23 protein-coding genes are annotated in these 23,931 nt (G+C 38.6%); 18 read left to right on the plus strand and 5 right to left on the minus strand.

The window, feature by feature from the left end; genetic code table 11:
* Positions 1-82: 82 nt before the first annotated feature.
* The 3 genes from DN394_RS29395 to DN394_RS13020 form a co-directional block, all read right to left on the minus strand.
* Positions 83-217 carry a hypothetical protein gene (locus tag DN394_RS29395; RefSeq protein ID WP_000911073.1) on the minus strand — a complete coding sequence of 45 codons (135 nt, stop codon included), beginning with the start codon at positions 215-217 and terminating at the stop codon, positions 83-85.
* 76 nt (positions 218-293) lie between these two features.
* A complete protein-coding gene (locus DN394_RS13015) occupies positions 294-1,016 on the minus strand; it encodes a lipase family protein (RefSeq protein ID WP_001260119.1) in 723 nt (240 codons plus the stop codon).
* Positions 1,017-1,189: 173 nt separating this feature from the next.
* Positions 1,190-1,972 (minus strand): TIGR00266 family protein, encoded by a 783-nt coding sequence (locus DN394_RS13020; RefSeq protein ID WP_001147830.1) that lies wholly within the window; start codon positions 1,970-1,972, stop codon positions 1,190-1,192.
* A gap of 321 nt (positions 1,973-2,293) precedes the next feature.
* Between DN394_RS13020 and cspD the strand changes: the two genes are divergently transcribed.
* Complete coding sequence (cspD, locus tag DN394_RS13025; protein ID WP_001193052.1) at positions 2,294-2,494, plus strand: cold-shock protein CspD; 201 nt, start codon at positions 2,294-2,296, stop codon at positions 2,492-2,494.
* A gap of 42 nt (positions 2,495-2,536) precedes the next feature.
* Here the strand turns inward: cspD and DN394_RS13030 are convergent, their stop codons facing one another.
* Both DN394_RS13030 and DN394_RS13035 read right to left on the minus strand, forming a co-directional pair.
* A complete protein-coding gene (locus DN394_RS13030; RefSeq protein ID WP_000957360.1) occupies positions 2,537-3,268 on the minus strand; it encodes a yteA family sporulation protein in 732 nt (243 codons plus the stop codon).
* A 109-nt stretch (positions 3,269-3,377) separates the two neighbouring features.
* Positions 3,378-4,331, minus strand: coding sequence for a 1,4-dihydroxy-2-naphthoate polyprenyltransferase (locus DN394_RS13035; RefSeq protein WP_000425755.1), 954 nt, complete (start codon positions 4,329-4,331; stop codon positions 3,378-3,380).
* Between the two features lie 194 nt (positions 4,332-4,525).
* On the opposite strand from DN394_RS13035, the gene DN394_RS13040 reads away from it, so the two are divergent.
* From DN394_RS13040 to DN394_RS13125, 17 genes are all read left to right on the plus strand, one after another.
* A complete protein-coding gene (locus DN394_RS13040) occupies positions 4,526-5,920 on the plus strand; it encodes an isochorismate synthase (RefSeq protein ID WP_097917769.1) in 1,395 nt (464 codons plus the stop codon).
* Positions 5,917-7,671: a 2-succinyl-5-enolpyruvyl-6-hydroxy-3-cyclohexene-1-carboxylic-acid synthase gene (gene menD / locus DN394_RS13045; RefSeq protein WP_097917770.1), complete on the plus strand. Its 1,755-nt coding sequence runs from the start codon at positions 5,917-5,919 to the stop codon at positions 7,669-7,671. Before DN394_RS13040 ends, menD begins: the two co-directional genes overlap by 4 nt.
* The gene (gene menH, locus DN394_RS13050) at positions 7,668-8,480 is read left to right on the plus strand and encodes a 2-succinyl-6-hydroxy-2,4-cyclohexadiene-1-carboxylate synthase (RefSeq protein WP_098085187.1); all 813 of its coding nucleotides are present in this window, start codon (positions 7,668-7,670) and stop codon (positions 8,478-8,480) included. Before menD ends, menH begins: the two co-directional genes overlap by 4 nt.
* 68 nt (positions 8,481-8,548) lie before the next feature.
* Entirely contained in the window at positions 8,549-9,367 is an 819-nt protein-coding gene (gene menB, locus DN394_RS13055; protein ID WP_000963888.1) for a 1,4-dihydroxy-2-naphthoyl-CoA synthase, read from the plus strand.
* Positions 9,368-9,650: 283 nt separating this feature from the next.
* The gene (locus DN394_RS13060; protein ID WP_149293894.1) at positions 9,651-11,096 is read left to right on the plus strand and encodes an o-succinylbenzoate--CoA ligase; all 1,446 of its coding nucleotides are present in this window, start codon (positions 9,651-9,653) and stop codon (positions 11,094-11,096) included.
* Complete coding sequence (gene menC, locus DN394_RS13065) at positions 11,097-12,203, plus strand: o-succinylbenzoate synthase (RefSeq protein WP_149293857.1); 1,107 nt, start codon at positions 11,097-11,099, stop codon at positions 12,201-12,203.
* 266 nt (positions 12,204-12,469) lie between these two features.
* Positions 12,470-13,168 carry a response regulator transcription factor gene (locus tag DN394_RS13070; protein WP_000822515.1) on the plus strand — a complete coding sequence of 233 codons (699 nt, stop codon included), beginning with the start codon at positions 12,470-12,472 and terminating at the stop codon, positions 13,166-13,168.
* Entirely contained in the window at positions 13,161-14,258 is a 1,098-nt protein-coding gene (locus DN394_RS13075) for a sensor histidine kinase (protein ID WP_098085185.1), read from the plus strand. The genes DN394_RS13070 and DN394_RS13075 overlap by 8 nt, the downstream gene beginning before the upstream one ends.
* A 90-nt stretch (positions 14,259-14,348) precedes the next feature.
* Positions 14,349-15,209, plus strand: coding sequence for a M15 family metallopeptidase (locus DN394_RS13080; RefSeq protein WP_098092326.1), 861 nt, complete (start codon positions 14,349-14,351; stop codon positions 15,207-15,209).
* A gap of 361 nt (positions 15,210-15,570) precedes the next feature.
* Complete coding sequence (locus DN394_RS13090) at positions 15,571-16,671, plus strand: amidohydrolase/deacetylase family metallohydrolase (RefSeq protein ID WP_098092325.1); 1,101 nt, start codon at positions 15,571-15,573, stop codon at positions 16,669-16,671.
* Positions 16,649-17,752 carry a DgaE family pyridoxal phosphate-dependent ammonia lyase gene (locus DN394_RS13095; RefSeq protein ID WP_098092323.1) on the plus strand — a complete coding sequence of 368 codons (1,104 nt, stop codon included), beginning with the start codon at positions 16,649-16,651 and terminating at the stop codon, positions 17,750-17,752. Before DN394_RS13090 ends, DN394_RS13095 begins: the two co-directional genes overlap by 23 nt.
* Position 17,753: 1 nt before the next feature.
* Positions 17,754-18,509 (plus strand): 2-dehydro-3-deoxy-phosphogluconate aldolase, encoded by a 756-nt coding sequence (dagF, locus tag DN394_RS13100; protein ID WP_000181913.1) that lies wholly within the window; start codon positions 17,754-17,756, stop codon positions 18,507-18,509.
* On the plus strand, positions 18,502-19,518 hold the full coding sequence (locus tag DN394_RS13105) for a sugar kinase (protein WP_098092320.1): 1,017 nt from the start codon (positions 18,502-18,504) through the stop codon (positions 19,516-19,518). The genes dagF and DN394_RS13105 overlap by 8 nt, the downstream gene beginning before the upstream one ends.
* On the plus strand, positions 19,518-20,243 hold the full coding sequence (locus DN394_RS13110) for a GntR family transcriptional regulator (protein ID WP_097917782.1): 726 nt from the start codon (positions 19,518-19,520) through the stop codon (positions 20,241-20,243). Before DN394_RS13105 ends, DN394_RS13110 begins: the two co-directional genes overlap by 1 nt.
* Positions 20,244-20,923: 680 nt before the next feature.
* Positions 20,924-22,054, plus strand: coding sequence for an RNA-guided endonuclease InsQ/TnpB family protein (locus tag DN394_RS13115; RefSeq protein WP_149293858.1), 1,131 nt, complete (start codon positions 20,924-20,926; stop codon positions 22,052-22,054).
* Between the two features lie 151 nt (positions 22,055-22,205).
* Positions 22,206-23,531, plus strand: a complete 1,326-nt coding sequence (gntP, locus tag DN394_RS13120) for a gluconate permease GntP (RefSeq protein ID WP_087982671.1) — start codon at positions 22,206-22,208, stop codon at positions 23,529-23,531.
* Between the two features lie 168 nt (positions 23,532-23,699).
* Positions 23,700-23,897: a YjcZ family sporulation protein gene (locus DN394_RS13125; RefSeq protein WP_001290402.1), complete on the plus strand. Its 198-nt coding sequence runs from the start codon at positions 23,700-23,702 to the stop codon at positions 23,895-23,897.
* Positions 23,898-23,931: the final 34 nt, after the last annotated feature.

Here is a 23,931-nt window from a genome sequence, read left to right on the forward strand (position 1 = left end):
CAAAGTGTATTCACTTTTAAAAGAGGAATATAATTGCTAAAAACCGAGCTTAATCTCCTTAAGCTCGGTTTTCTTTTTTTGCTTAAGAAAGAAATGGGATAGCGGTATATATGATACCTGTTCCACCATATTCTCCCGTCGCAAAGTATGAAAATGTAAAGAAACCTGTAAACGTAAAAATTACAATGAGAAAAAGTGCAAAGATAAATTTTAGCATGTAAGGTCCCCTCATCCAAAAATAACTTCATATATTATTATAGTATAAGGATATAGGGTTTCCAATCATTACCTGGTTAAAAATGAGAAGTCAGACATGTTTTGTATGTTGTCATGGCATGATTATTTGTAATAGATTTTGTGTTTTTTGTAAATGTCATGTTGTGATGAACGTGTGCATATTCCCAGTCTTGGTCATTAAAATGGACATTGCGCGGAGGGAGAAGAGGAACGACATCAAATAGATTAACGAAGCGAAAGCTACTAGCTACTTGTAGTTTATAATAATTACGAAATGCAATATCGCCCACTTTAGGAGAGGCAAATGTATAAAGACCGTACTGTGCGAAGGCGGTGTTGATACGCGCATCGAGTATATGTAGTGTGGCAAGCGCGCCGCCTAAGCTATGACCTGTTGCAAGAAGTTTTTTATGGGCTGGTAGTGATACGAGCATATCCATAATAGAATCTCGGCAAGATTCATAAATGGAAAGAAAGCCGTTATGGACATTTCCGCTGTTTAAAGCATATGGGTATGGTTTTTGGTTAACGAGTGAATCGATAATCCAGTCTGTATCTGTTTGTGTTCCGCGAAAAGCTACAATAATCGTATCCTCAGATTCTAGTATGAATCCGAACCATTCTGTCGTTTGAATGGTTTTTCCTTGAAAGCCTTGTACATATTGAAAACCATCCGGTATTTCGAAAATCCCATTTTGTTTATATTGTTCATACGTTAACTCACAACAAGAAGCTAACAATATGGCGGTATCTTTATCGAAGGATAAAGGAGTACGCATTAAGGAAGCCCTCCTTAAGAAAAGGTATAGTTCAATATATGCAGTGAGGGACTTGATTCATTCTTTTGGAGGGGGCAAATAGTTTGTATCGCGTATTTAAATTAGTGGATGAGATTATAGCGACTTATGGACGAACCATGCCAAAATAAAACAGCACCCCATAAGGGCACTGTTTACTCTTTTCCATCTAATAAACGTCCAAGTCCGCCTAAAACGCTGCCTTCACCGCTGTTTTGAGCTGCTGGGCTTGTAAGACGTGCTGCTAAACGGCTAAGTGTTAAGGACTGAATCCAAACCGTTCCAGGACCTTCTAACGTTGCGAAGAATAAACCTTCGCCGCCAAATAGAGCTGTTTTGACTTTTCCAACGAACTCGATATCGTAGTTAACGTCTTTTGTCATGGCAACGAGACAACCTGTATCGATGCGAAGTCTTTCGCCAGGTTTTAATTCGCGCTTATATACAGTTCCTCCTGCATGCATGAAAGCGAGTCCATCACCTTCAAGTTTCTGCATGATGAAACCTTCACCACCGAAGAAACCAGTTCCAATTTTTTTCGTAAACTCAATTCCGATAGAAACGCCCTTTGCTGCACAAAGAAACGCATCTTTTTGACAAACGACTTTCCCTTGATATTGTGTTAAATCAACAGGGATGATTTTTCCTGGATAAGGAGCGGCGAATGATACGTGGCGCTTGCCATGACCTGTATTTGTAAAGACAGTCATAAACATACTTTCACCTGTAACAAGACGCTTACCAGCGCCCATTAATTTACCGAATAGACCACTAGATGGGCCAGAACCATCACCGAAAATGGTTTCCATTTCGATATGATCTTCCATCATCATCATTGCGCCAGCCTCTGCGATAACGCTTTCTTCTGGATCTAATTCAATTTCAACAAACTGCATATCATCGCCATATAACTTATACTCGATTTCATGTGCTTGCATTTTTTCACCTCATCATATGTAGTAATTATATTGTACAGAAATCAAAGGAATTAGAATACTGTAGATTTGTTAATTTTTGAATAAAAATAGAATGAAAATTTAAGGTTATACTAGGATTATAAAAAACGATGGATTGAAAGTGTTCTCATTTGACGTTTTTGACATAGCATGATATAGTGAAAGAACTATTGAGCTACATAATGTGGTACGGAAATAAAGCACGTTGTATTAAAGGCTGTAAGCTTGTTATACATTCATGTCCTTTATATCCACCTTTTCATGTGGATTCATAGTTTCATTTTTATTTAGGAGGTACATGACATGCAAACAGGTAAAGTTAAATGGTTTAACGGCGAAAAAGGTTTTGGCTTCATCGAAGTTGAAGGCGGAGAAGACGTATTCGTACATTTCTCAGCTATCCAAGGCGACGGCTTCAAAACTTTAGAAGAAGGTCAAGAAGTTTCTTTCGAAATCGTTGAAGGAAACCGCGGACCACAAGCAGCTAACGTTACAAAAAACTAATTAGCTAGCGATAAAAAGCATTCCGAATTTCGGAATGCTTTTTTATTCTTTGGAGCTAGATTCATTTGAAGATAACTCGCCCTTAAAGGTACGCTCTTCAAAGTCATCAAGCATTTGTTCATATTCTTCATGTTCTTCTGTGGCGAAAACTTGAGGATTTTTGCCATACATGTCTGTTCCTATAAAATTTTCGAAATCCTCTACATACCCAACATTTTCTTCACTATTTACGTACATGCCATTATAGTTTTTGGAATCCTGTCTTTCTAAATCGGACGGTGTTTCTGATGTCCCGTAATTTGCGACATCTTGCCATGCATCTTCAGCATCATATTCTACAGAATGATCTTCGTCGTGCTTGTGAAAAGAAGGAGCCAACACCTCTTCTTCAACTGGTCGCGTGTTCATATTTAATTTATTTGTAGTGTGCTGAATACATGTTGTAGCGGTTGGCATTGCCTCTAATCTTTCAAACGGAATTTCTTCGCCAGATACTTCGCAAATTCCATACGTACCTGCTTCAATTTTTTGCAGGGCATGTTTTGTATCTTCTAGCTGCTTATGCCAAAATTCGATGAGCCCGAAATCTTTCTCACGTTCGTACAATTCTGTAGCCATATCACCTGGATGATTGTCATAGCTAGATAATTCTCCAACAGAATCGCGTTCAGAAGCACGATCTGTATTCTCATGAGTTTGTATTGTTTGTTCAACTTCTTGCTGTTGTTTTTCTAAAATAGATTTAAATTGATTTATTTGTTGTGGAGTTAACATAGTCGTCCACCTTCCTACAATTCAGTTTCTTTACATAGTATGAGCGTCGAGAGGAGGAATTATGAGCTGAAATTGGTATATGAAAAAAGAGCTGCATAAGCAGCTCCTTTTAGAGGAAATATCCAAGCAATAATCCGATTCCCATGAGGAGACCGAAGATTGTATTTGTTTTCGCTGTTGCAATCATCGCAGGTACCATTTCCATTGGAATGCTTTTGCCGATAAAGCCTTTCGTCGCTTTTAATGCTTTCGGTGCACTTAAAAATACGATAAGCATCCACGGTGATACGATGTTCACGATAATTAGAGCGATTGTCCAAATATAAGAAACGATGAACATAGAAGCGAGTACACCAACGGCTCTTTCACGTCCAACGAGAATTGCTAACGTTTTACGACCATTTTCTTTATCGCCATCTAAGTCACGAATGTTATTGGCTAGTAAAATGGCACCAATTAAAATGGAGCTTGGAATAGATAATAAAATGACTTCTGATGTTACAGTTCCAGTTTGAATAAAGAATGAAATCCCAATAATAATGACACCCATAAATAATCCGGCTGTTAACTCTCCAAATGGTGTATAGGCAATTGGAAGTGGGCCACCTGTATAAAGGTAGGCAACGGCCATACAAACAAGACCGATTGCAGCAAGCCACCAGCTAGAATTCATACAAATATAAACACCTAATAGTATTGCGATGCCGAAAAATCCAAATGCTAAGTTAAGCACTGTTTTCGGCTGAATGCCATCGCGAACGATAGCGCCGCCGATACCAACTGACCCTTCGTGATCGAGTCCTCTTTTATAATCAAAGTATTCATTAAACATGTTTGTTGCTGCTTGAATGAGAAGACAAGCGAGAAGCATCATAAGGAAAAGAGGGAGATGTATTTGATTTATACCTCCGACCTGCATTGCATAGGCTGTTCCGATGAAAACAGGAACGAAAGCTGCTGTTAATGTATGGGGACGTAGTAAACTCCACCAAATGCGCCAGCCTGTTTGCTTACTTGGCTTTGGCGCCGTAGGAGAGGAATTCGTTTCGACGTTCATTTCCATGGTGAATCCTCCTTTGGTCACATATTGTACACAACTAAGTGTAGAAAAAGCATCATTTAGTGTCAACGTTTATTTTCTAGGAAGAGAAGGGGAATTTCTCAGAAATGCTAAACGTTGACAGGCCTTTCGTTTGAGGTGTATCTTAAAATCAAGCGTAATTATGACTATTTTTCGCCCATAGGGGGGAGACAATTGTGATTCAAACGAAACAAATAGGCTTGCAAGAAGTTTTTAGTGCAGCCATTAAGCGTGCAACTGATGAAAAAATATTGGTTAGCTTCGTAAAACAAATAGACTGGATAGATCCGCTTCTGTTTTATGCAGCAGGAAAAAGGATCTCATTCGAAAATAGATGTTATTTTGCAGACCCAGCTCAGCATGTAATATTTGCTGGAATTGGCTCTGTTTTCACTATAGCAACTTCTTCTCACAAACGCTTTCAAACGGCTCGTGACGAGTGGGATAAAGTAAAAGAGAAAGCATTTGTACAAAGAGAAAGATACGAATTTGGAACAGGTCCTCTTTTATTTGGTGGATTTTCATTTGACCAAGAAAAAGAGAAAACCGACTTATGGAAAGAATTTGATGATACGACATTTTCACTACCAGCATTTTTATTAACTGTAAAAAATGAAAAAGCATGGTTAACAATGAATACATTCGTTTCAGCAACTGATTGTGCAGAAACTCTTTATAACGAAATTGTTTCTTTAGAAGAGAAAATTTTTGGGGAGAGTAAATGTGCACTAGAAGGATCGAAATTAACAGTTACTTCTAAAGTAGAAGTAGATCCGAAAGGCTGGATGAAGGCCATTGAGAAAGTGCAAGATGAGATGAAGCAGGGGAACGTGCAGAAGGTTGTATTAGCGAGGGAGCTAAAAGTAGAAATGAATCATCATATTGATTCTGCTCTTGTTTTAGAAGCGCTTCGCATTGGGCAACCAGATTGTTACGTATTTTCTTTTGATTATAAAGGAGCATGCTTCTTAGGAGCGACGCCAGAGAGATTAATTCGCAAAGAAGATGAGAAGTTTACTTCGATGTGTCTTGCTGGTTCAACTGGTCATGGTCAATCTATAGAAGAAAGTAAACGAAATAGTAATGCGCTTCTTCATGATGAAAAGAATTTAGCTGAACACGGTTATGTTGTGAACATGATTCGAGGAGTGCTAAATGAGCACTGCGAATCCGTTAATATTCCGGAAAGTCCGGGCTTATTAACAACGAAAAACTTAATTCATTTATATACGCCTGTAGAGGCAAAAGGCGATGCGAGTCTTTTAACAATGGTAGAAGAATTACACCCAACACCAGCTCTTGGCGGGACACCTCGTTTGGAAGCGATGAAACTGATTCGTGATGTTGAATTGTTAGACAGAGGGTTATATGGTGCACCGATTGGCTGGATAGATGATGAAGGAAATGGTGAATTTGCGGTTGCACTTCGCTGCGGATTATTAAATGGCGCAAAAGCATCCTTATTTGCCGGGTGCGGGATTGTAATTGATTCAGTACCGCAACTTGAATATGAAGAAACAAGCTTGAAGTTTAGACCGATGCTTGGTGCTTTGGAGGAATTAATGAAATGAACAATCATATAGAAGCATTATCATATTATTTAGGCGCGTTCGTGGATGAACTGACGCGTCTAAATGTATGTGATGTTGTCATTAGTCCAGGCTCACGGTCAACACCGATTGCTCTACTAATGGAACAACATGAAGGAATGAACACATATTTACATGTAGATGAAAGATCAGCGGGATTTTTTGCACTCGGTATCGCAAAAGCAAAAAAACGCCCTGTTGCATTATTATGTACGTCAGGAACGGCAGCAGCGAACTACTATCCAGCTGTATGTGAAGCTTTTCATTCACGAGTGCCGCTTATCGTCTTAACGGCAGATAGACCGCATGAATTAAGAGATGTTGGTGCACCACAAGCGATGAATCAATTCAATTTATACGGTACATTTGTGAAGCAATTTACAGAGATGGCACTTCCAGAAGCGAGTGAAGCGATGTATCATTATGCTCGCATGACGACGCAGCGCACGATAGCAAGCGCACTTCTAGCGCCGCAAGGACCTGTTCATCTTAATTTTCCAGTTCGCGAGCCGCTTATCCCAGATTTCTCATTAGAAAGTTTATGGGATAAAGGACGCGGGGAATATACAGGAGTAGTTCAGCAAGGGAACGTGATGATGCCGAGTGAATATGTAGATTCTCTTGTAGGGCGCCTTTCACATATGGAAAAGGGGCTTATTATTTGTGGAGATGATAGTCATTCAGAAATCGCAGCGTTTGCGGCAGAACTAGCTGAAAAAACGGGATATCCAATATTGGCGGATCCACTTTCTAACATTCGTAGCGGACACCACGATAAAACGATGATAATCGACTGTTACGATACATTTTTAAGAAATGAATTGTTAAAAGAAACGTGGAAGCCAGAAGTTATGATTCGCTTTGGTGGTATGCCTGTTTCGAAAGCATTAACGCAGTTCATTAAAAAACAGACGAAAGCCGTTCATATCGTTGTTGAAGAATCTGGCCAATGGAGAGACCCAGCTCTCGTTGCGACAGAAGTTGTACAGGCAAGTGATATTGCATTTTGCAGGGCACTAATAGAAAAAATGCCAGTTATGAAAAAGAATGATTGGTTCGGAATGTGGCAACATATAAACGAAAAAACGAAGGAAACGCTTCGTGAAATGGAAGCATATGAAACGGCATTTGAAGGGAAAGTTATTACGGATATCGTCCGCGTATTACCAGAAGGGGCAACGTTATTTGCAAGTAATAGTATGCCAATTCGTGATACAGATTCATTCTTCTTCACATCGGATAAAAATATTCAAGTGATGGCAAACCGCGGTGTAAACGGGATTGATGGAATCATTTCGACAGCTTTAGGAGCGAGCATTATTTGCGATCCGCTCGTATTAGTGATCGGTGATTTATCATTTTATCACGATTTAAACGGATTATTAGCCGCAAAATTACATGAATTAAATATAACAATTGTCGTTGTAAATAATGACGGTGGTGGTATTTTCTCATTCTTACCACAGTATGAGAAAAAGGAACATTTCGAATCATTATTTGGAACGCCAATTGGACTTGATTACGAGCATGTTGTCAAAATGTACGGCGGTTCATTTAGCCGTGTAAATGGTTGGGAGCAATTCCGAGAAGAGGTACAAAAGGGAACGACGACGGAAGGTTTACACGTTGTAGAAATTTGTACGAATCGTGATGAAAACTTAACATTGCACCGTACATTATGGGCAAAAACGCAGGACGTAATTACTACATCGTTGCAAGGTGAATCAAAATGAACGTAACGCTGCAAGGTGTATCGTATGAATATGAAGTAGTCGGAAGCGGGGAACCACTTCTACTTCTTCATGGTTTTACGGGAAGCATGGAAACGTGGCGTTCCTTCGTTCCTTCTTGGAGTGAGCAGTTTCAAGTCATTCTAGTAGACATTGTGGGGCACGGAAAAACGGAAAGTCCTGAAGATGTGACTCATTATGATATTCGAAATGTAGCATTGCAAATGAAAGAACTACTAGATTACCTTCATATTGAAAAAGCGCACATACTCGGCTATTCAATGGGCGGTAGACTGGCGATTACGATGGCATGTCTATATCCAGAGTATGTACATTCTCTTTTATTAGAAAATTGTACAGCTGGGCTTGAAAGTGAAGAGGCTAGAAAAGAACGCTGTGAAAAAGATGAGCGACTTGCCAATAAAATTGAGCGAGAAGGCATCAATAGTTTTGTAACGATGTGGGAAAATATTCCTCTGTTTGAAACGCAAAAACGTTTAGCACAAAACGTACAAGAAGCAGTGCGAAAAGAAAGAGTTGCTAACAATCCAAAAGGAATTGCAAATAGCTTGCGCGGCATGGGAACAGGGGCTCAGCCTTCATGGTGGAACGAGCTGCAAAACTTAAAAATACCTGTTCTTTTAATGAATGGGGAGCATGATGAAAAGTTCTTTCGCATATTAAAAAACATTGAAAAATGCGTCTCTGACGCGAAATTTGTCAAAATTGATGGTGCTGGCCATGCAATTCATGTGGAACAACCGGAAAAGTTTGATACAATAGTAAAGGGATTTCTAAAAACTATGCAGTGATGCTTTTTCATCTAAGAAGGAAGCTACACTTATAGAGGAGATCAGAAATATACAAGGAGGTAGTTGTAATGGCTATTGAATGGGTAAAAGAAGGCAATTACGAAGATATTATTTATTCAACATACAATGGTATCGCAAAGATTTCGATTAACCGTCCTGAAGTACATAACGCATTCCGTCCTAAAACGGTAATGGAGTTAATCAACGCTTTTGCACACGCTCGTGATGATGCAAATGTTGGCGTTATCATTTTAACAGGTGAAGGTGGACGTGCATTCTGTTCTGGCGGCGACCAAAAAGTTCGCGGTCATGGTGGATATGTAGGTGACGACCAAATCCCTCGTTTAAATGTATTAGACTTACAACGTCTAATTCGCGCAATTCCTAAACCAGTTATCGCAATGGTAGCAGGTTATGCAATCGGTGGTGGACACGTACTTCATATCGTATGTGACTTAACAATCGCTGCAGACAACGCTGTATTCGGACAAACAGGTCCTAAAGTAGGAAGCTTTGACGGTGGATACGGAGCTGGTTACTTAGCTCGTATGGTAGGCCACAAGAAAGCTCGCGAAATTTGGTACCTATGCCGTCAATACAGCGCACAGGAAGCGCTTGATATGGGCTTAGTAAACACAGTAGTACCATTAGAAGAGCTTGAAGCAGAAACAGTACAATGGGCACAAGAAATCTTAGCAAACAGCCCAATGGCACTTCGTTTCCTAAAAGCTGCATTCAACGCAGACACAGACGGTCTAGCTGGTATTCAACAACTAGCTGGAGATGCAACGTTATTGTACTACACAACTGACGAAGCAAAAGAAGGTCGCGACGCGTTCAAAGAAAAACGCAGTCCGGACTTCGGTCAATTCCCTCGTTTCCCGTGATCAAACCAAAAGCGGAGCCGACTGTTTAGCCTCGTAGGAAGGCGTGAAACGACTGACTGTTCTAGCCGCTGTAGCTAGATGAAACCAAAAGCAGAAGCAGCTCGTTCAGAATGTGAGGGGGATGGAGCTTCTGACAAAGAGGCGCTTTTTGCCTCGTAGGAAGAAGTGAAGCCACCGAACGTTCTAGCTGCTGTAGCTAGATGAGATCAAACTGGAAACAAAACAACTAAGAGACTTGATGTCATATCAAGTCTCTTTCTTTCATGAAAGGAGAATGAATATGATGGAGACGATGCCGAATTGGTTAATGCAACGTGCATTTTTAACACCAGATCGCACTGCAATTGAAATAGAGGATGAAAAGGTTACTTTTATGCAGCTGCATGAAAAAGTAGTATCTGTTTGTGAACACCTTTCATATGTTGGGATAAAGCGTGGGCAAAAGGTGGCTGTTCTGATGAAAAATGGTATGGAGATGATTACAGTTATTCACGCCCTATCTTACGTAGGTGCAGTAGCTGTGCTTTTAAATACGCGTCTTTCAAGAGAAGAGCTACTTTGGCAAATGGATGATGCTGAAGTTATTTGTTTAGTGAAGGATCAAGATTTTGATGCTAAAGCTGTTCCCGTCTATTCATTCGCTGAAGTGATGAATGGACCAAAGGCGGAAGCATCTATACAAGAAGAATTCTCTTTAGAAGAAGCGATGACAATTATTTATACGTCAGGGACGACAGGGAAACCGAAAGGCGTTATTTTAACGTACGGCAATCACTGGGCAAGCGCGGTTGGTTCTTCGCTTAATTTAGGGCTTCGTGATGATGATTGCTGGTTAGCTTGTATGCCGATGTTCCACGTTGGCGGGTTATCTCTTTTAATGAAAAATATTATGTACGGCATGCGCATTTTACTCGTTCCGAAATATGATGCGAATTTCATTCATAAAGCACTTCAAACGAGAGGTGTTACGATCATTTCTGTCGTTTCTAAAATGTTAACTGATTTATTAGAGATACTTGGAGGAGAGACATATCCATCTTCTTTACGATGCATGTTACTTGGCGGAGGACCAGCCCCGAAACCGTTACTCGAAACATGTGTAGAAAAAGGAATTCCTGTGTATCAAACGTATGGTATGACAGAAACGTCGTCGCAAATTTGTACGTTATCCGCAGATTATATGTTAACGAAAGTAGGATCAGCTGGAAAACCACTATTTCAGTGTCAACTTCGTATTGAAAAAGATGGCGTAGTAGTACCGCCGTTTGCAGAAGGCGAGATCGTAGTAAAAGGACCGAACGTAACAGGTGGTTATTTTAACCGTGAAGATGCGACGCGCGAAACCATTCAAAACGGATGGCTTCATACTGGTGATCTCGGTTATTTAGATGAAGAAGGATTTTTATACGTATTAGATCGCCGCAGTGATTTAATTATTTCTGGCGGAGAAAATATATATCCGGCTCAAATTGAAGAAGTGTTGCTTTCTCATCCGATGGTAGCGGAGGCCGGTGTTATCGGTATGACTGACGATAAATGGGGACAAGTACCCGCTGCTTTTATTGTAAAAAGTGGAGAGGTAACAGAAGAAGAAATTCTTCATTTTTGCGAGGAGAAATTGGCAAAATATAAAGTGCCGAAGAAAGCGTGTTTCTTAGAGGAATTACCACGAAATGCTTCGAAAAAATTGTTAAGAAGAGAGTTAAGACAATTAGTGGAGGAGATGTAAGTGGAAATAAAAAAAGCGACACTTTATATAACAGAAATGCCACTCGTCATTCCGTTTGCTGCAAGCTACGGAACGTATGAAAAGCGTGAGAGTATCGTCATTGAATTAGAAGACACAGACGGGCACATTGGATTTGGCGAAGTCGTTGCATTCTCTGAGCCGTGGTATACGGAAGAAACAGTGAAGACAGCGCTACATGTACTTCAAGATTTTTTAATATCGGATTTATTGAAAGCTGAAATTTCTCATCCGAATGAAATACCAGAGTTGTTCAAGCATATAAAGAGAAACCGAATGGCAAAGGCTGGAATTGAAGGGGCTGTTTGGGATTTATATGCAAAGCGTCAAAAGAAGTCATTAGCGACATTACTTGGCGGAACTAGGACTGTAATTGAAGTCGGCGTTGTGATTGGTATCAATACAATTCCGGTTATGTTAAAACAAATCGAGAAGTATGCAGAAGAAGGATATGAGCGTTTTAAAGTGAAAATAAAGCCAGAGCACGACTACGAGTTATTGAAAGAAATTCGTAAAGAGTTTCCAAGCATCCCGTTAATGGCTGATGCAAATTCAGCGTATACATTAGCGGATACGGAGAAACTGAAACGATTAGATGAATTTCAATTGATGATGATTGAGCAACCGCTAGTGGATTACGATTTTCTTGATCATGCACAGCTGCAAAAGAAAATTGAAACGCCGATTTGTTTAGACGAAAGCATCCATAGTTTAGAAGACGCGCGCGTTGCGATTACGCTTGGCAGTTGCCGCATCGTTAATATTAAACCAGGAAGAGTGGGTGGATTAACGGAGTCGATTCAAATCCATGATTATTGTATGGAGCATAACATACCTGTTTGGTGCGGAGGTATGGTAGAGATGGGGATTTCACGAGCTCAAAATGTTGCGCTTGCTTCACTGCCAAACTTTACGATTCCAGGTGATATATCTGCTTCTAGCCGACATTGGGAGAAGGATATTATTTCGCCGGAAGTGATGCTTGAGGGCGGGAAAGTGATTGTACCGCAAAGCGTTGATGCTGAGTATGAAGTTGACCGCGGAAGGTTAGCGGAAATTACGAAGCAGCGGATAGTTTTGGAGCGGTGAATTTAATATTTAATCAGGATGCCCGCAAATAGCGATAGGATTTTGTCGTTAATTGTCGGTAAGTCGATATATTAAAAAAATCGTTGATATATTTCAAGTTGTGTTCGATATATTTGGAAAATCGTCGATATAATTTCATTTACTATCACAGTACAATACGAAAAGGTTTTATGGGCAGTTGATCTTCCACCTAACTTCTTTGATTCACCCGAATTTTGAGGTGGGAGTCTTACTGCCCGCAAATAGCGGGGTAAAGGGGGAGTAAAATGAAGCGCATTTCAATTTTAATAGTGGATGATGAGGCAGAAATTGCTGATTTAATTGAGATACATTTAGAAAAAGAAGGGTACCATGTTGTGAAGGCAGCGGACGGGGAAGAGGCAATTCATATTATTGAAACGCAGCCAATCGACTTAGTGGTTTTAGATATTATGATGCCGAAAATGGATGGGTATGAAGTGACGCGTCAAATTCGCGCGAAGCATCATATGCCAATCATTTTTTTAAGTGCGAAAACATCTGATTTTGATAAGGTGACAGGTCTTGTATTAGGTGCAGATGATTATATGACGAAACCTTTTACACCTATTGAATTAGTCGCACGTGTAAATGCACAATTACGCCGATTTCTTACGTTAAATCAGCCGAAAGTAGCGGAGAATAAATCTGCTTTAGAGGTAGGGGGAGTCGTTATTGATCCTGAGCGAAGAACAGTAAATGTGTACGGAGAACAAGTTGAATTAACACCGAAAGAGTTTGATATTTTATATTTATTAGCGAGCCATCCGAAGAAAGTGTACAATGTGGAAAATATTTTTCAGCAAGTATGGGCAGATGATTATTATGAAGGCGGAAATACGGTTATGGTACATATTCGGACATTGCGGAAAAAACTTGGGGAAGATAAAAGAAAGGATAAGTTAATAAAAACAGTGTGGGGGGTAGGTTATACTTTCAATGGGTAACATGATGAAAAGTTTTCGATTTAAAATGATTGCCTTATTTGCGTTAAGTATGGTGCTCGCAGCAACTGTAACTTATATAATTTATAAAGGATTGCAGCTGTATTATAAAAAGATGGTTCGCTACGAAGAGCCTTTAGCGCAATTTCGGTCAATGGTAAGGGAATTTGGAGACATTAACTTCTTTTTAATTTTCTTTATTCCGTTATCTATTATCTTTTTCTTCTTTTTAACAAAACCGTATTTAAAATACTTTGATGAAATTTCTAATGGGATTCATCATCTTTCAAATGGAGATTTTACAAAACAAGTTCAAGTTTCATCAAATGATGAATTTGGAAATATCGCGCGTGAAATAAATGTTGCGAGTGAAAAGTTAAAAGAAGCTGTGGAAAGAGGAGACTTTGCTGAAAGTAGTAAAGATCAGCTCGTTGTGAATTTGGCTCATGATTTAAGAACGCCATTAACATCCGTGTTAGGATATTTAGATTTAATTCTTAAAGATGAGAGCTTAACAAAAGAACAAATTAAACATTTTTCCACGATTGCATATACGAAATCGCAAAGGCTAGAAAGTTTAATCGATGAGTTATTTGAAATTACACGTATGAATTATGGCATGTTAAAGTTGGATACAAAGCCGATTGATATAAATGAGCTACTTATACAGTTAGATGAGGAATTGTATCCGTTATTAGAAAAACATCATTTAGAAGCTAGATTGAATGTTGATTCTCATTTGCCGATTAACGGTGATGGAAAATTGTTAGCTAGAGTATTTGAAAACCTGTTAACAAATGCCGTTCGATATGGATATGATGGGCAATTTGTTGATATGAATGGGTATATCGATAATGAAGAAGTTGTCGTACAAGTTATTAATTACGGAGATAGCATTCCAGAAGAAGATTTACCGTATCTTTTTGATATGTTTTATACAGGTGATAAATCGAGAACTGAGAACCGTGGCGGGACAGGCCTTGGACTATTTATTGCGAAAAATATTGTTGAGCAGCATAACGGTACGATTTCTGCTGAAAGTAATATAGTTAGAACGGTATTTGAAGTGAGATTACCAAAAGACGAGACTTAACAATTTAATAAAAATTTAAACTTTACCCCACTTTTTATTTTAATAGTTTTTTCTATTCTATACGTAAGTTACGTTAAGGGGGAACTAGAAATGAAAAAGTGGGTATTTATTTCTCTTTTTATAGCATGCACAATCTGTGTGGGCGTTTATATATCACCGTTATTTCAAAAAGAAATCGATGTTAAAATTGCAGAAAAAGATAATAAGGTAAGAGCTGCGAATACTGAAAAGATAGAGATTACAAAAGAAGAGATTTATAAAGGTAATCTGTTATTAGTTAATAAAGATTACCCAGTAAAAAAAGATAGCATTAGGCCTGACATTATAAATGTAAATCATAATAGTGAATTAGTAAGAGGTTACGTAATATTTGATAGAAATCTTCGTTTATCAAAGGATGTTGTAAAAAATTTTTTAAACGTTGTCGATGCGGCTGGAAAAGATGGCGTACAACATTTCTTAATGAGTAGTGGCTATCGAGATTTTAAAGAGCAAAGTAAATTATATAAAGAAATGGGATCAGATTATGCACTTCCAGCAGGATATAGTGAACATAATTTAGGATTATCACTCGACGTTGGATCTACGCAAAAGAAAATGGAGAGAGCCCCTGAAGGAAGATGGATTGAAGAGAACGTATGGAAGCACGGCTTTGTATTACGCTATCCAAAAAATAAAAGTCATATTACAGGTATTCAATATGAGCCATGGCATATCCGTTACGTCGGCTTACCGCATAGTGCAATTATGCAAAAGGAGAGAATTACATTAGAGGAATATTTGGACTTCTTAAAAGAGAAAAAAGAAATCACAACGGATGTAGAAGGTAAGAAATATACGGTTTCTTATCATAAAGTTTCGGGGAATATGAAAGTGAATGTTCCAGCGAATAAGCAGTATGAAATTTCCGGGAACAATATGGATGGGGTTATTGTGACGTTTCAGGAATAGATAAAGAGGTTGTTCCGTTTTGGGACAGCCTTTTCTTATATAAGAAAGGAATTGACATTTTTGTCGGTAAATCGATATTTCTTGTTGAATCGTTGATATATTTTGAGTTACGGTAGATATATTTGAAAAATCGTTGATATATTGCAGGTTTTGATAGATATATTCGAAAAATCGTTGATATAATTTCCGGGACTATCATCATTTTAGAGGAGCATCTTTTTTATTTACCTTTAAACATTATAACGTTATATTTACTTCTTCCTTTTTTTGTGTTACGCTAAAAGTGTGAAAGAGATATAAAAAATGAAACTTTAATGTAAGCGTATTCTTATGGCTTCTTATAGAAAAGGGTGGAAATACAATGACAGAACGATTCGTACTACGTAATGTGAAACGTGTGAACGGGGAAGAGATTGACATTGTAATTGAAAATAACAAAATCGCACAGGTGACGAAAGCTGGTGCTGGCGAGGGTGGAAAGGTTCTTGATTACTCTGGTACTTACGTATCGAGTGGCTGGATTGATTTACACGTTCACGCTTTTCCAGAGTTTGATCCGTATGGCGATGAAGTGGATGAAATTGGCGTTAAGCAAGGGGTAACGACAATTGTTGATGCGGGTAGCTGCGGAGCTGATCGTATTGCAGATTTAGTACAAAGTAGAGAACAGGCAAGAACGAATTTATTTGCCTTTTTAAATATTTCTCGCATCGGTTTGAAACGAATCGATGAATTATCCAATATGGAATGGATAGATAAAGAGAAAGTAATAGAAGCAGTAGAAAAGTATAAAGATGTAATCGTTGGGTTAAAAGCGAGAATGAGTAAAAGTGTCGTTTGTGATAGTGGAATTGAACCGCTTCATGTAGCCCGCGATTTATCTCGTGAAACATCATTACCGATTATGGTACATATCGGTTCAGCGCCTCCTCGAATTGAGGAAGTTGTACCTCTTTTAGAAAAAGATGATGTTATTACACATTACTTAAACGGGAAAGAAAATAATTTATTCGATGAAGAAGGCAAACCGCTACCTGTGTTACTAGATGCAGTGAATCGCGGCGTACATTTAGATGTTGGCCACGGTAATGCTAGTTTTTCTTTTAAAGTAGCAGAAGCGGCGAAGCGTCACGGTATTGCCTTTAATACAATTAGTACAGATATTTACCGGAAGAATCGTATACACGGCCCAGTGTATAGTATGGCTCACGTTCTTTCGAAATTCCTTTACTTAGGTTATCCGCTAGAAGAAGTAATTGATGCGGTTACGAAAAATGCGGCAGAGTGGCTGAAAAAACCAGAGCTTGGGCGTATTCAAGAAGGCGATATTGCAAATTTAACTTTATTTACGGTGAAAGATGAACCGATTACGTTAATTGATTCAGAAGGGGATCAGCGCATTGCTGAAAGAAGAATTGATACGAAAGGGGTTGTAATCAATGGGTCATTCATTGAATGCTAAGTATGGATTAAAAAGAGTGATTAATGCGAGCGGTAGAATGAGTATTTTAGGTGTATCCGCTCCGGCAAATACAGTTATGGATGCGATGAAACATGGTGGACAAAATTATGTGGAAATTGCTGATTTAGTAGATAAAGCAGGAGACCATATTGCGAGAATTCTAGATGCAGAGGCAGCGGTCGTTGTAAATTCAGCATCGAGCGGAATTGCGCTTTCTATCGCTAGTATCGTTACAGAAGGAAATCGCCGTAAAAGTGAAAGACTTCATCAAGAGGTCATCGCGAAAAACGAAGTGATTATGTTAAAAGGTCATAACGTTCAATACGGCGCGCCTGTTGAAACGATGATTTATTTAGGCGGGGGTAAACTTGTAGAAGTTGGCTACGCAAATGAAGGGAAAGCAGAGCATATTGAAGATGCGATTGGTGAAAATACAGCAGCAATTCTTTATGTGAAGTCACATCACGCCGTGCAAAAAAATATGATTTCTGTTGAAGAAGCATGGGAAGTTGCGCAGCGAAATAACGTACCACTTATCGTTGATGCAGCAGCTGAAGAAGATATTCAAAAGTACGTGAAGTATTCAGACCTTGCCGTTTATAGCGGTTCAAAGGCAATTGAAGGACCAACTTCTGGTATTGTCGGCGGGAAACGAAAATATATCGAGTGGCTGAAAGTGCAATTACATTGCATCGGAAGAAGTATGAAAGTTGGGAAAGAGACGACTTTTGGTTTACTTCAAGCGCTTGACGAGTACGGAGTAAAAGAAGATAAGAGTGAGCAAGAAAAAGAGTTATTACAAGTACTTATGCCGCTAAAAGAATTAAATGGTGTAAATGTAACGATTGTTCAAGATGAAGCAGGAAGAGCAATCTTTAGAGCACGTATTCACATTAACGAGAAAGAGTTAAATAAATCAGCAAAAGACGTTGTGACTGAATTACGCGAAGGGGAAATCGCAATTTATACACGTGATTACGGAGTAAGACAAGGATTCTTTGATATTGATCCACGTCCACTTCAAGGTGATGACATACATGTAATTGAAGAAAAAATGAGAGAAATTGTAGGGGGAAACTAAAATGACAAACATTCAAAAACGTTTTTATAAAGGCCGCGTAGCATTAAATGTATTAGCGAACAATATCGAAAATGCGAAAGACATTTTTGAGGCCGCAGAAGGTTATGTAGTAGTGGGAGTGTTATCAAAAGACTATCCAACAGTAGAAGAAGCAGTTACAGCGATGAAAGCATATGGAAAAGAAATTGATGACGCTGTATCAATCGGACTAGGAGCAGGGGATAATCGCCAAGCGGCAGTTGTAGCTGAAATTGCGAAGCATTATCCAGGTAGCCATATTAACCAAGTGTTCCCTTCAGTTGGAGCAACACGTGCAAATCTTGGTGGAAAAGATAGTTGGATTAATAGTTTAGTATCACCAACGGGAAAAGTAGGGTACGTAAATATTTCTACTGGTCCAATTAGTGCAGCTGGAGAAGAAAAAGCAATCGTTCCAATTAAAACAGCGATCGCACTTGTACGTGATATGGGCGGAAATTCATTGAAATACTTCCCGATGAAAGGGTTAGCGCATGAAGAAGAATATCGCGCAGTTGCGAAAGCATGTGCGGAAGAAGGATTTGCATTAGAGCCAACAGGCGGAATTGATAAAGAAAACTTTGAAACAATTGTACGTATTGCACTTGAAGCAAACGTAGAGCAAGTTATCCCACACGTGTACTCTTCTATTATTGATAAAGAAACTGGTAATACGAAAACAGAAGATGTTCGTGAATTATTAGCAGTCGTGAAGAAGTTAGTTGATCAATATGCGTAAGAAAATTGCAGCATTCGGTGAAGTAATGATGCGCCTGCAAGTACCAGGATATGAATTGTTGTCGCAAGCTAACACATTAAATTACTCATTTTCTGGTACAGGTGTGAACGTGGTAGCTGCACTTTCTCATCTAGGGCATGAAGGGTTTCTTATTTCAACTTTACCGGAAAACTCGGTTGGAGATGCGGCGGTATCGCACATTCAAAAGTTAGGCATTCAGTCATCATTTATTTCAAGAGGCGGTAAATATGTCGGTATGTACTTTTTGGAAAATGGATTTGGTGCACGTGCAAGCCGCGTTACATATTCAAATCGATTAGAAAGTAGCTTCAATACGGCATGCGAAGAGATGTATCAATTTGAAGAAATCGCCAAGGAAATTGATATCGTTCATTTTTGCGGCATTACACTTGCGATGAATGATACGGTGCGCCATCATATGAAATCTTTAGCGAAAGCAGTTAAAGAAAGCGGAGGCACTGTCGTTTTTGATTGTAATTATCGTCCATCGCTTTGGGGAGAAGACGGATATGAGCAAGCGAAAACGCATTATGAAGAAATGCTAGCTCTTGCTGATATCGTTATGATGAACGAAAAAGATGCAATGTTCGTTCTTGGAATGAAAACTGAAGAGACAGAGCGAGAGGCGCAACTTGTTGATCTTATTCCAAAAGTGGCTGAGACATATCATATCGCTACAATCGCTGGTACACATCGCTCTATTAATAGTGATAATACACACTCGCTTCGCGGGTTTATATGTAAAGATGGTGCGTTCACTTTTGCAAAAACACTTACGTTTTCTGTATATGATAGAATAGGTGCTGGAGATGCTTATACGAGCGGGATTATTCATGGCGAGATAGAAGAGTTTGCACCAGAGAAAGCTGTTTCATTTGCGTCAGCAGCTGGAATGCTTGCACATACAATCGTCGGTGATACGCCAATGTCATCAGAGAAGGATATACTTCGGGCAATGACGGCATCAGTATGTGATGTAGAAAGGTAGTGGGTGTAACGGTGAACGTAACGAGAAAAAAAGGACCATTATATTTACAAATAAAAAATATTATTCGTGATCGAATATTGCATGGTGTATATGCGATTCATACGAATATTCCTTCCGAACCGCAGTTAGAAGAAGAGTTCAAAGTGAGTAAAATTACAGTGCGTAATGCGATTAAAGAACTTGCTCAAGAAGGATATTTAGAAAAGAAAAGCGGTAAAGGAACGAAAGTCATCCGTAATACTTCTGCGACAAAGTTGTCAAAGGGAAAGAAATTTACAGAAGTGTTAGTGGAAGAAGGATATAAAGTACAGAAGAAATTGTTAAAAGCAGAAGTTGTTCATAATGAAGAAGGAACAGTGCCATTTCGATTATTCGGTAAGGAGAGTTTTCGTATTGAACGTTTATATACGTTAAATGATGCACCGTATATTCATTATACGCACTATTTCTCAGCACGAATGGCAAGCACAGATTTATCGGATTTTGATCTACAATCGCTTTATGATTTAGTTGAAGACCGAGGTATACATTTAGAAAACTTCAGAGATGAATTCGCTGTTGGACTTGCGCCTAGTTTCGTTGCAGAAGCGTTAGGCGAAAAAGAGGGGACAGCGTTATTAAAACGTATGCGCTATTCTTACGATGAAGTTGGCGAAGTAATTGAATATAGCGAAGGCTACTACAATACAGAAATGCAGCATTATGTAGTGAATTATGACGTATAAAAGGAGGGTATTCGCCCTCTTTTTTTATAAAGTAAGGGGTAACTAACTGTTACGATTTATTTAACCAATTATAACGAAAGTTAATTAAATATATCAGTACGCCCTGCTAGTCAAGTGATTGGCTAGTAGTGAGGGTTAACTGCGGGCAATCCCTAAAGCTGATTGAACTACAACGTGGCTAGAAATGGCGAGCGTGAATGTTGCGAAAGCAGAAAAAATCAATCAGATCGTGCAAGGTTAAATCCTAAACACTAGAACAATGGGTCTTCCGCCTCGAATCATCTAAGTCAAAATGGATAAGATGAACGTTCAACGACTATCTCGTATAACTGACGAGAGTACATCACAAGCCTATGGTGATGGAAAAATCCTCTATCTCTAAAGAGATAAACATATAGTCTGCGCTCATGTGAAAATATGAGAAGTTCATAAGAGAACTGGCTAAGGAATTGCGCCCTTAGTTGAACGAGATAAACTTAATTAAATCTATCAAACTTCCTTGAAAATATAGAACGTACGTGCTATGTTAGATTCAATGAGGTAAGAATAATAATGAAATTTTTACGAGTTAGTCAAGTATCAGAATTAACAGGTTTGTATCCGAGTAGTCTCAGGAGAATGCTGGTGGAACACGCTACGATTCAGAAGAACAAATCTTTCATTAAAGGAGTTACATTCTGATGATATTGGCGAAGAAAGTTAGACTGATTCCAACGCCTGAACAAGAAAAAGTGCTTAGAAACCATGCTGGTGCTGCAAGATTCGCTTATAACTATTGTAAAAGAATGAGTGATAGATACTATAAGCTATTTGGAAAATCTGTTTCACAGTTAGCTTTACAGAAACGATTTACAAAGATCAAGAAGCGAAAGAGATATGAGTGGTTAAAAGACATTAATGCACAAGTTCCTAAACAGGCTTCAAAAGATTTTGATACGGCTAGAAAAAATTCGTTCAAAAAGTACAAAAATGGTTATCACACTTCTTATAAATCCAAAAAAGATTTGATCCAAGGATTTTATGCCAATTATGAAAGACTGATTATAGGAAAAAAAGTCGTTCATATTCAGTCTATTGGAGAAGTGAAAACAAGCCAACAACTACCAAGAAATAAAAAACCATCCAATCCAAGAGTTACATTTGATGGTCGTCACTGGTGGATTAGTGTGGGATTCCAAGAAGACTTTGAATCACAAGAACTAACGAATGAGTCGATTGGTGTGGATGTTGGTTTAAAAGAGCTGTTTGTAGCTTCTAATGGTACGAAAGAACGAAATATAAACAAAGACGCCAAGGTTAAAAAACTTTTGAAAAGGAAAAAGTCAGCGCAAAGAGATATGTCTAGGAGATTTAAAAAAGGTGTGAAAATTCAATCTGCTGGATATGAAAAAGCGAAAGCTGAGCACCTGCGGTTATCTAGGAAAATTATGAATATCCGAAATAACCATATCCATCAAGCAACAGCTAAATTGGTGAAAACCAAACCAATGAGGATTGTTGTGGAAGACTTATCTATTTCAAACCTGTTAAAAAACAAAAAACTATCGAAAGCATTTTCATTTCAAAAATTAAACTTCTTCTTTCAATGTTTGTCATACAAGTGCGAGAAGTACGGCATTGCGTATGTAAAAGCTGATAAATGGTTCGCTTCAAGCAAGATTTGCTCATGTTGCGGCGTTAAATACGATCATTCAGTTCAACCAGAAGGACAGTGGAGTTTAAAGATTCATGAATGGCGTTGTGCTTCATGCAATAGCTATCACGATAGGGATGTAAATGCGTCGATAAATTTATCAAGATGGGTAAAATAAATGCTTGATAATAGGAGGTAACGATACTGCCTCGTGTGGAGTGTTATACCCCTCGTCCCTTTGGGGCTGCGAGAACACGATGAAGCACTAACTTGTATAAATTTGATTGAATTGTATAGATTTAGTTAAGTTTATCGTATCGGAATGAGAGATGGATATATACTTATTAATCGTCACGTTACTTGCAATTGCGATTGTTATTTTAGGGGTATCATGGTGGAAATGGCATGCATTTATTAGTTTAACAGTTGCGAGTTTATTTTTAGCCATCATGTCTGGACTGAATTTAACGAAAATAGTGACTGCCTATGAAACTGGTGTTGGTAGTGTACTAGGGCATTTAGTTGGTATTTTAGCTCTCGGAACAATTTTAGGGAAAATGATGTCCGATTCAGGGGCCGGCATGCAAGTGGCAGATTTCTTTATTCGATTTTTCGGTGTGAAGAAACTACCGTGGGCTATGTTATTTGCAGGATTTGTTATAGGGATTCCAGTATTTTTTGAAGTGGGAATCGTCATTTTATTACCACTTGTTATTTCAATTCGAAAAACGACGAAGCAAAATATATTATTAATTGCGTTACCTGTCATTGCTGGATTATCTATTGTGCATGGGCTAGTGCCACCACATCCAGGGGCGATGACAGCAATCGGTATTTATAACGCGAACTTAGGAAAGGTACTTTTATATTCATTAATTATCGCGTTACCAACAGCCATTATCGCAGGACCGATATTTGCAAAGTGGGTACATAAAAGGGTTATACCTGAAAATGAACCAGAGCTTGTTCGAGTTACGACAGTATCAACTGATTTACCGAGTCGTAAAGTTTCATTTTTTATTATTTTATTACCAGTTGTATTGATGATTTTATCAGTAGTGGCACCATATATTTCATTACCGAAAAAGATAACTGAATTTTTTGTATTTATAGGAAGTCCAGTAATTGCTTTACTTATTTCATGTTTTGCAGCATTTTATTTACTTGGAATAAGACAAGGAATTAATAAAAAGGTCATTAAAAAATTAACGGATGAAAGTTTACTACCGGTCGGTTCCATTATTTTAATTATAGGTGCAGGCGGTGGATTTAAACAAATATTAATTGAAAGCGGCGTTGGAACGGCGATTGCACAAATGGCAGAACATATATCGTTATCACCAATTGTATTAGCTTTCATGGTAGCTGGATTAATTCGAATTGCAACAGGTTCAGCGACAGTAGCATTAACGACAGCAGCAGGAATTGTTTCACCTGTTATTCAGCACATGTCAGGTGTAAATTTAGAATTGCTCGTTATAGCAACAGGTGCGGGATCATTAATGTTTTCTCACGTAAATGATGCAGGATTCTGGCTTGTAAAAGAATATTTAGGATTAACGGTGAAGGAAACGTTTAAAACGTGGACGGTACTGGAGACATTATTATCATTTATCGCATTTGGTTTTGCACTTTTATTGAATATGTTTATTTAGAAGATACCTTAACAGGTATCTTTTTTTGATGAAGCCCATTTCCAAAAACAAGCCCGTTTTTAATAAGGTCAAGCTTCCTATTCGCCCTGAAAACATACTATAAATGGAATCCCCTCATTTAGAGCAAGGTGAACTTGTTATGAATGATACTAAAGGAGGAATAGAGTAATGAGCGAAAAGTGTGAACACAGACATGATGATTGTAACCGCAGACACCATGGTTGCGGAGGCGGTTTTGCGCTTCTAATCGTATTGTTTATTTTATTAATTATCATCGGTGCTAGCTGCTTCGGCGGAGGCGGAGGCGGTTGTGGTTATGGTGGTTACGGTGGTTATGGCGGCGGCTATGGTGGATATTGCTGCTAATTAAAAACTATTGAAAATAGCCTTGTGCATTATG

It is taken from the genome of Bacillus sp. BB081, assembly GCF_008368895.1.
In the GTDB taxonomy this organism is placed as follows: domain Bacteria; phylum Bacillota; class Bacilli; order Bacillales; family Bacillaceae_G; genus Bacillus_A; species Bacillus_A wiedmannii.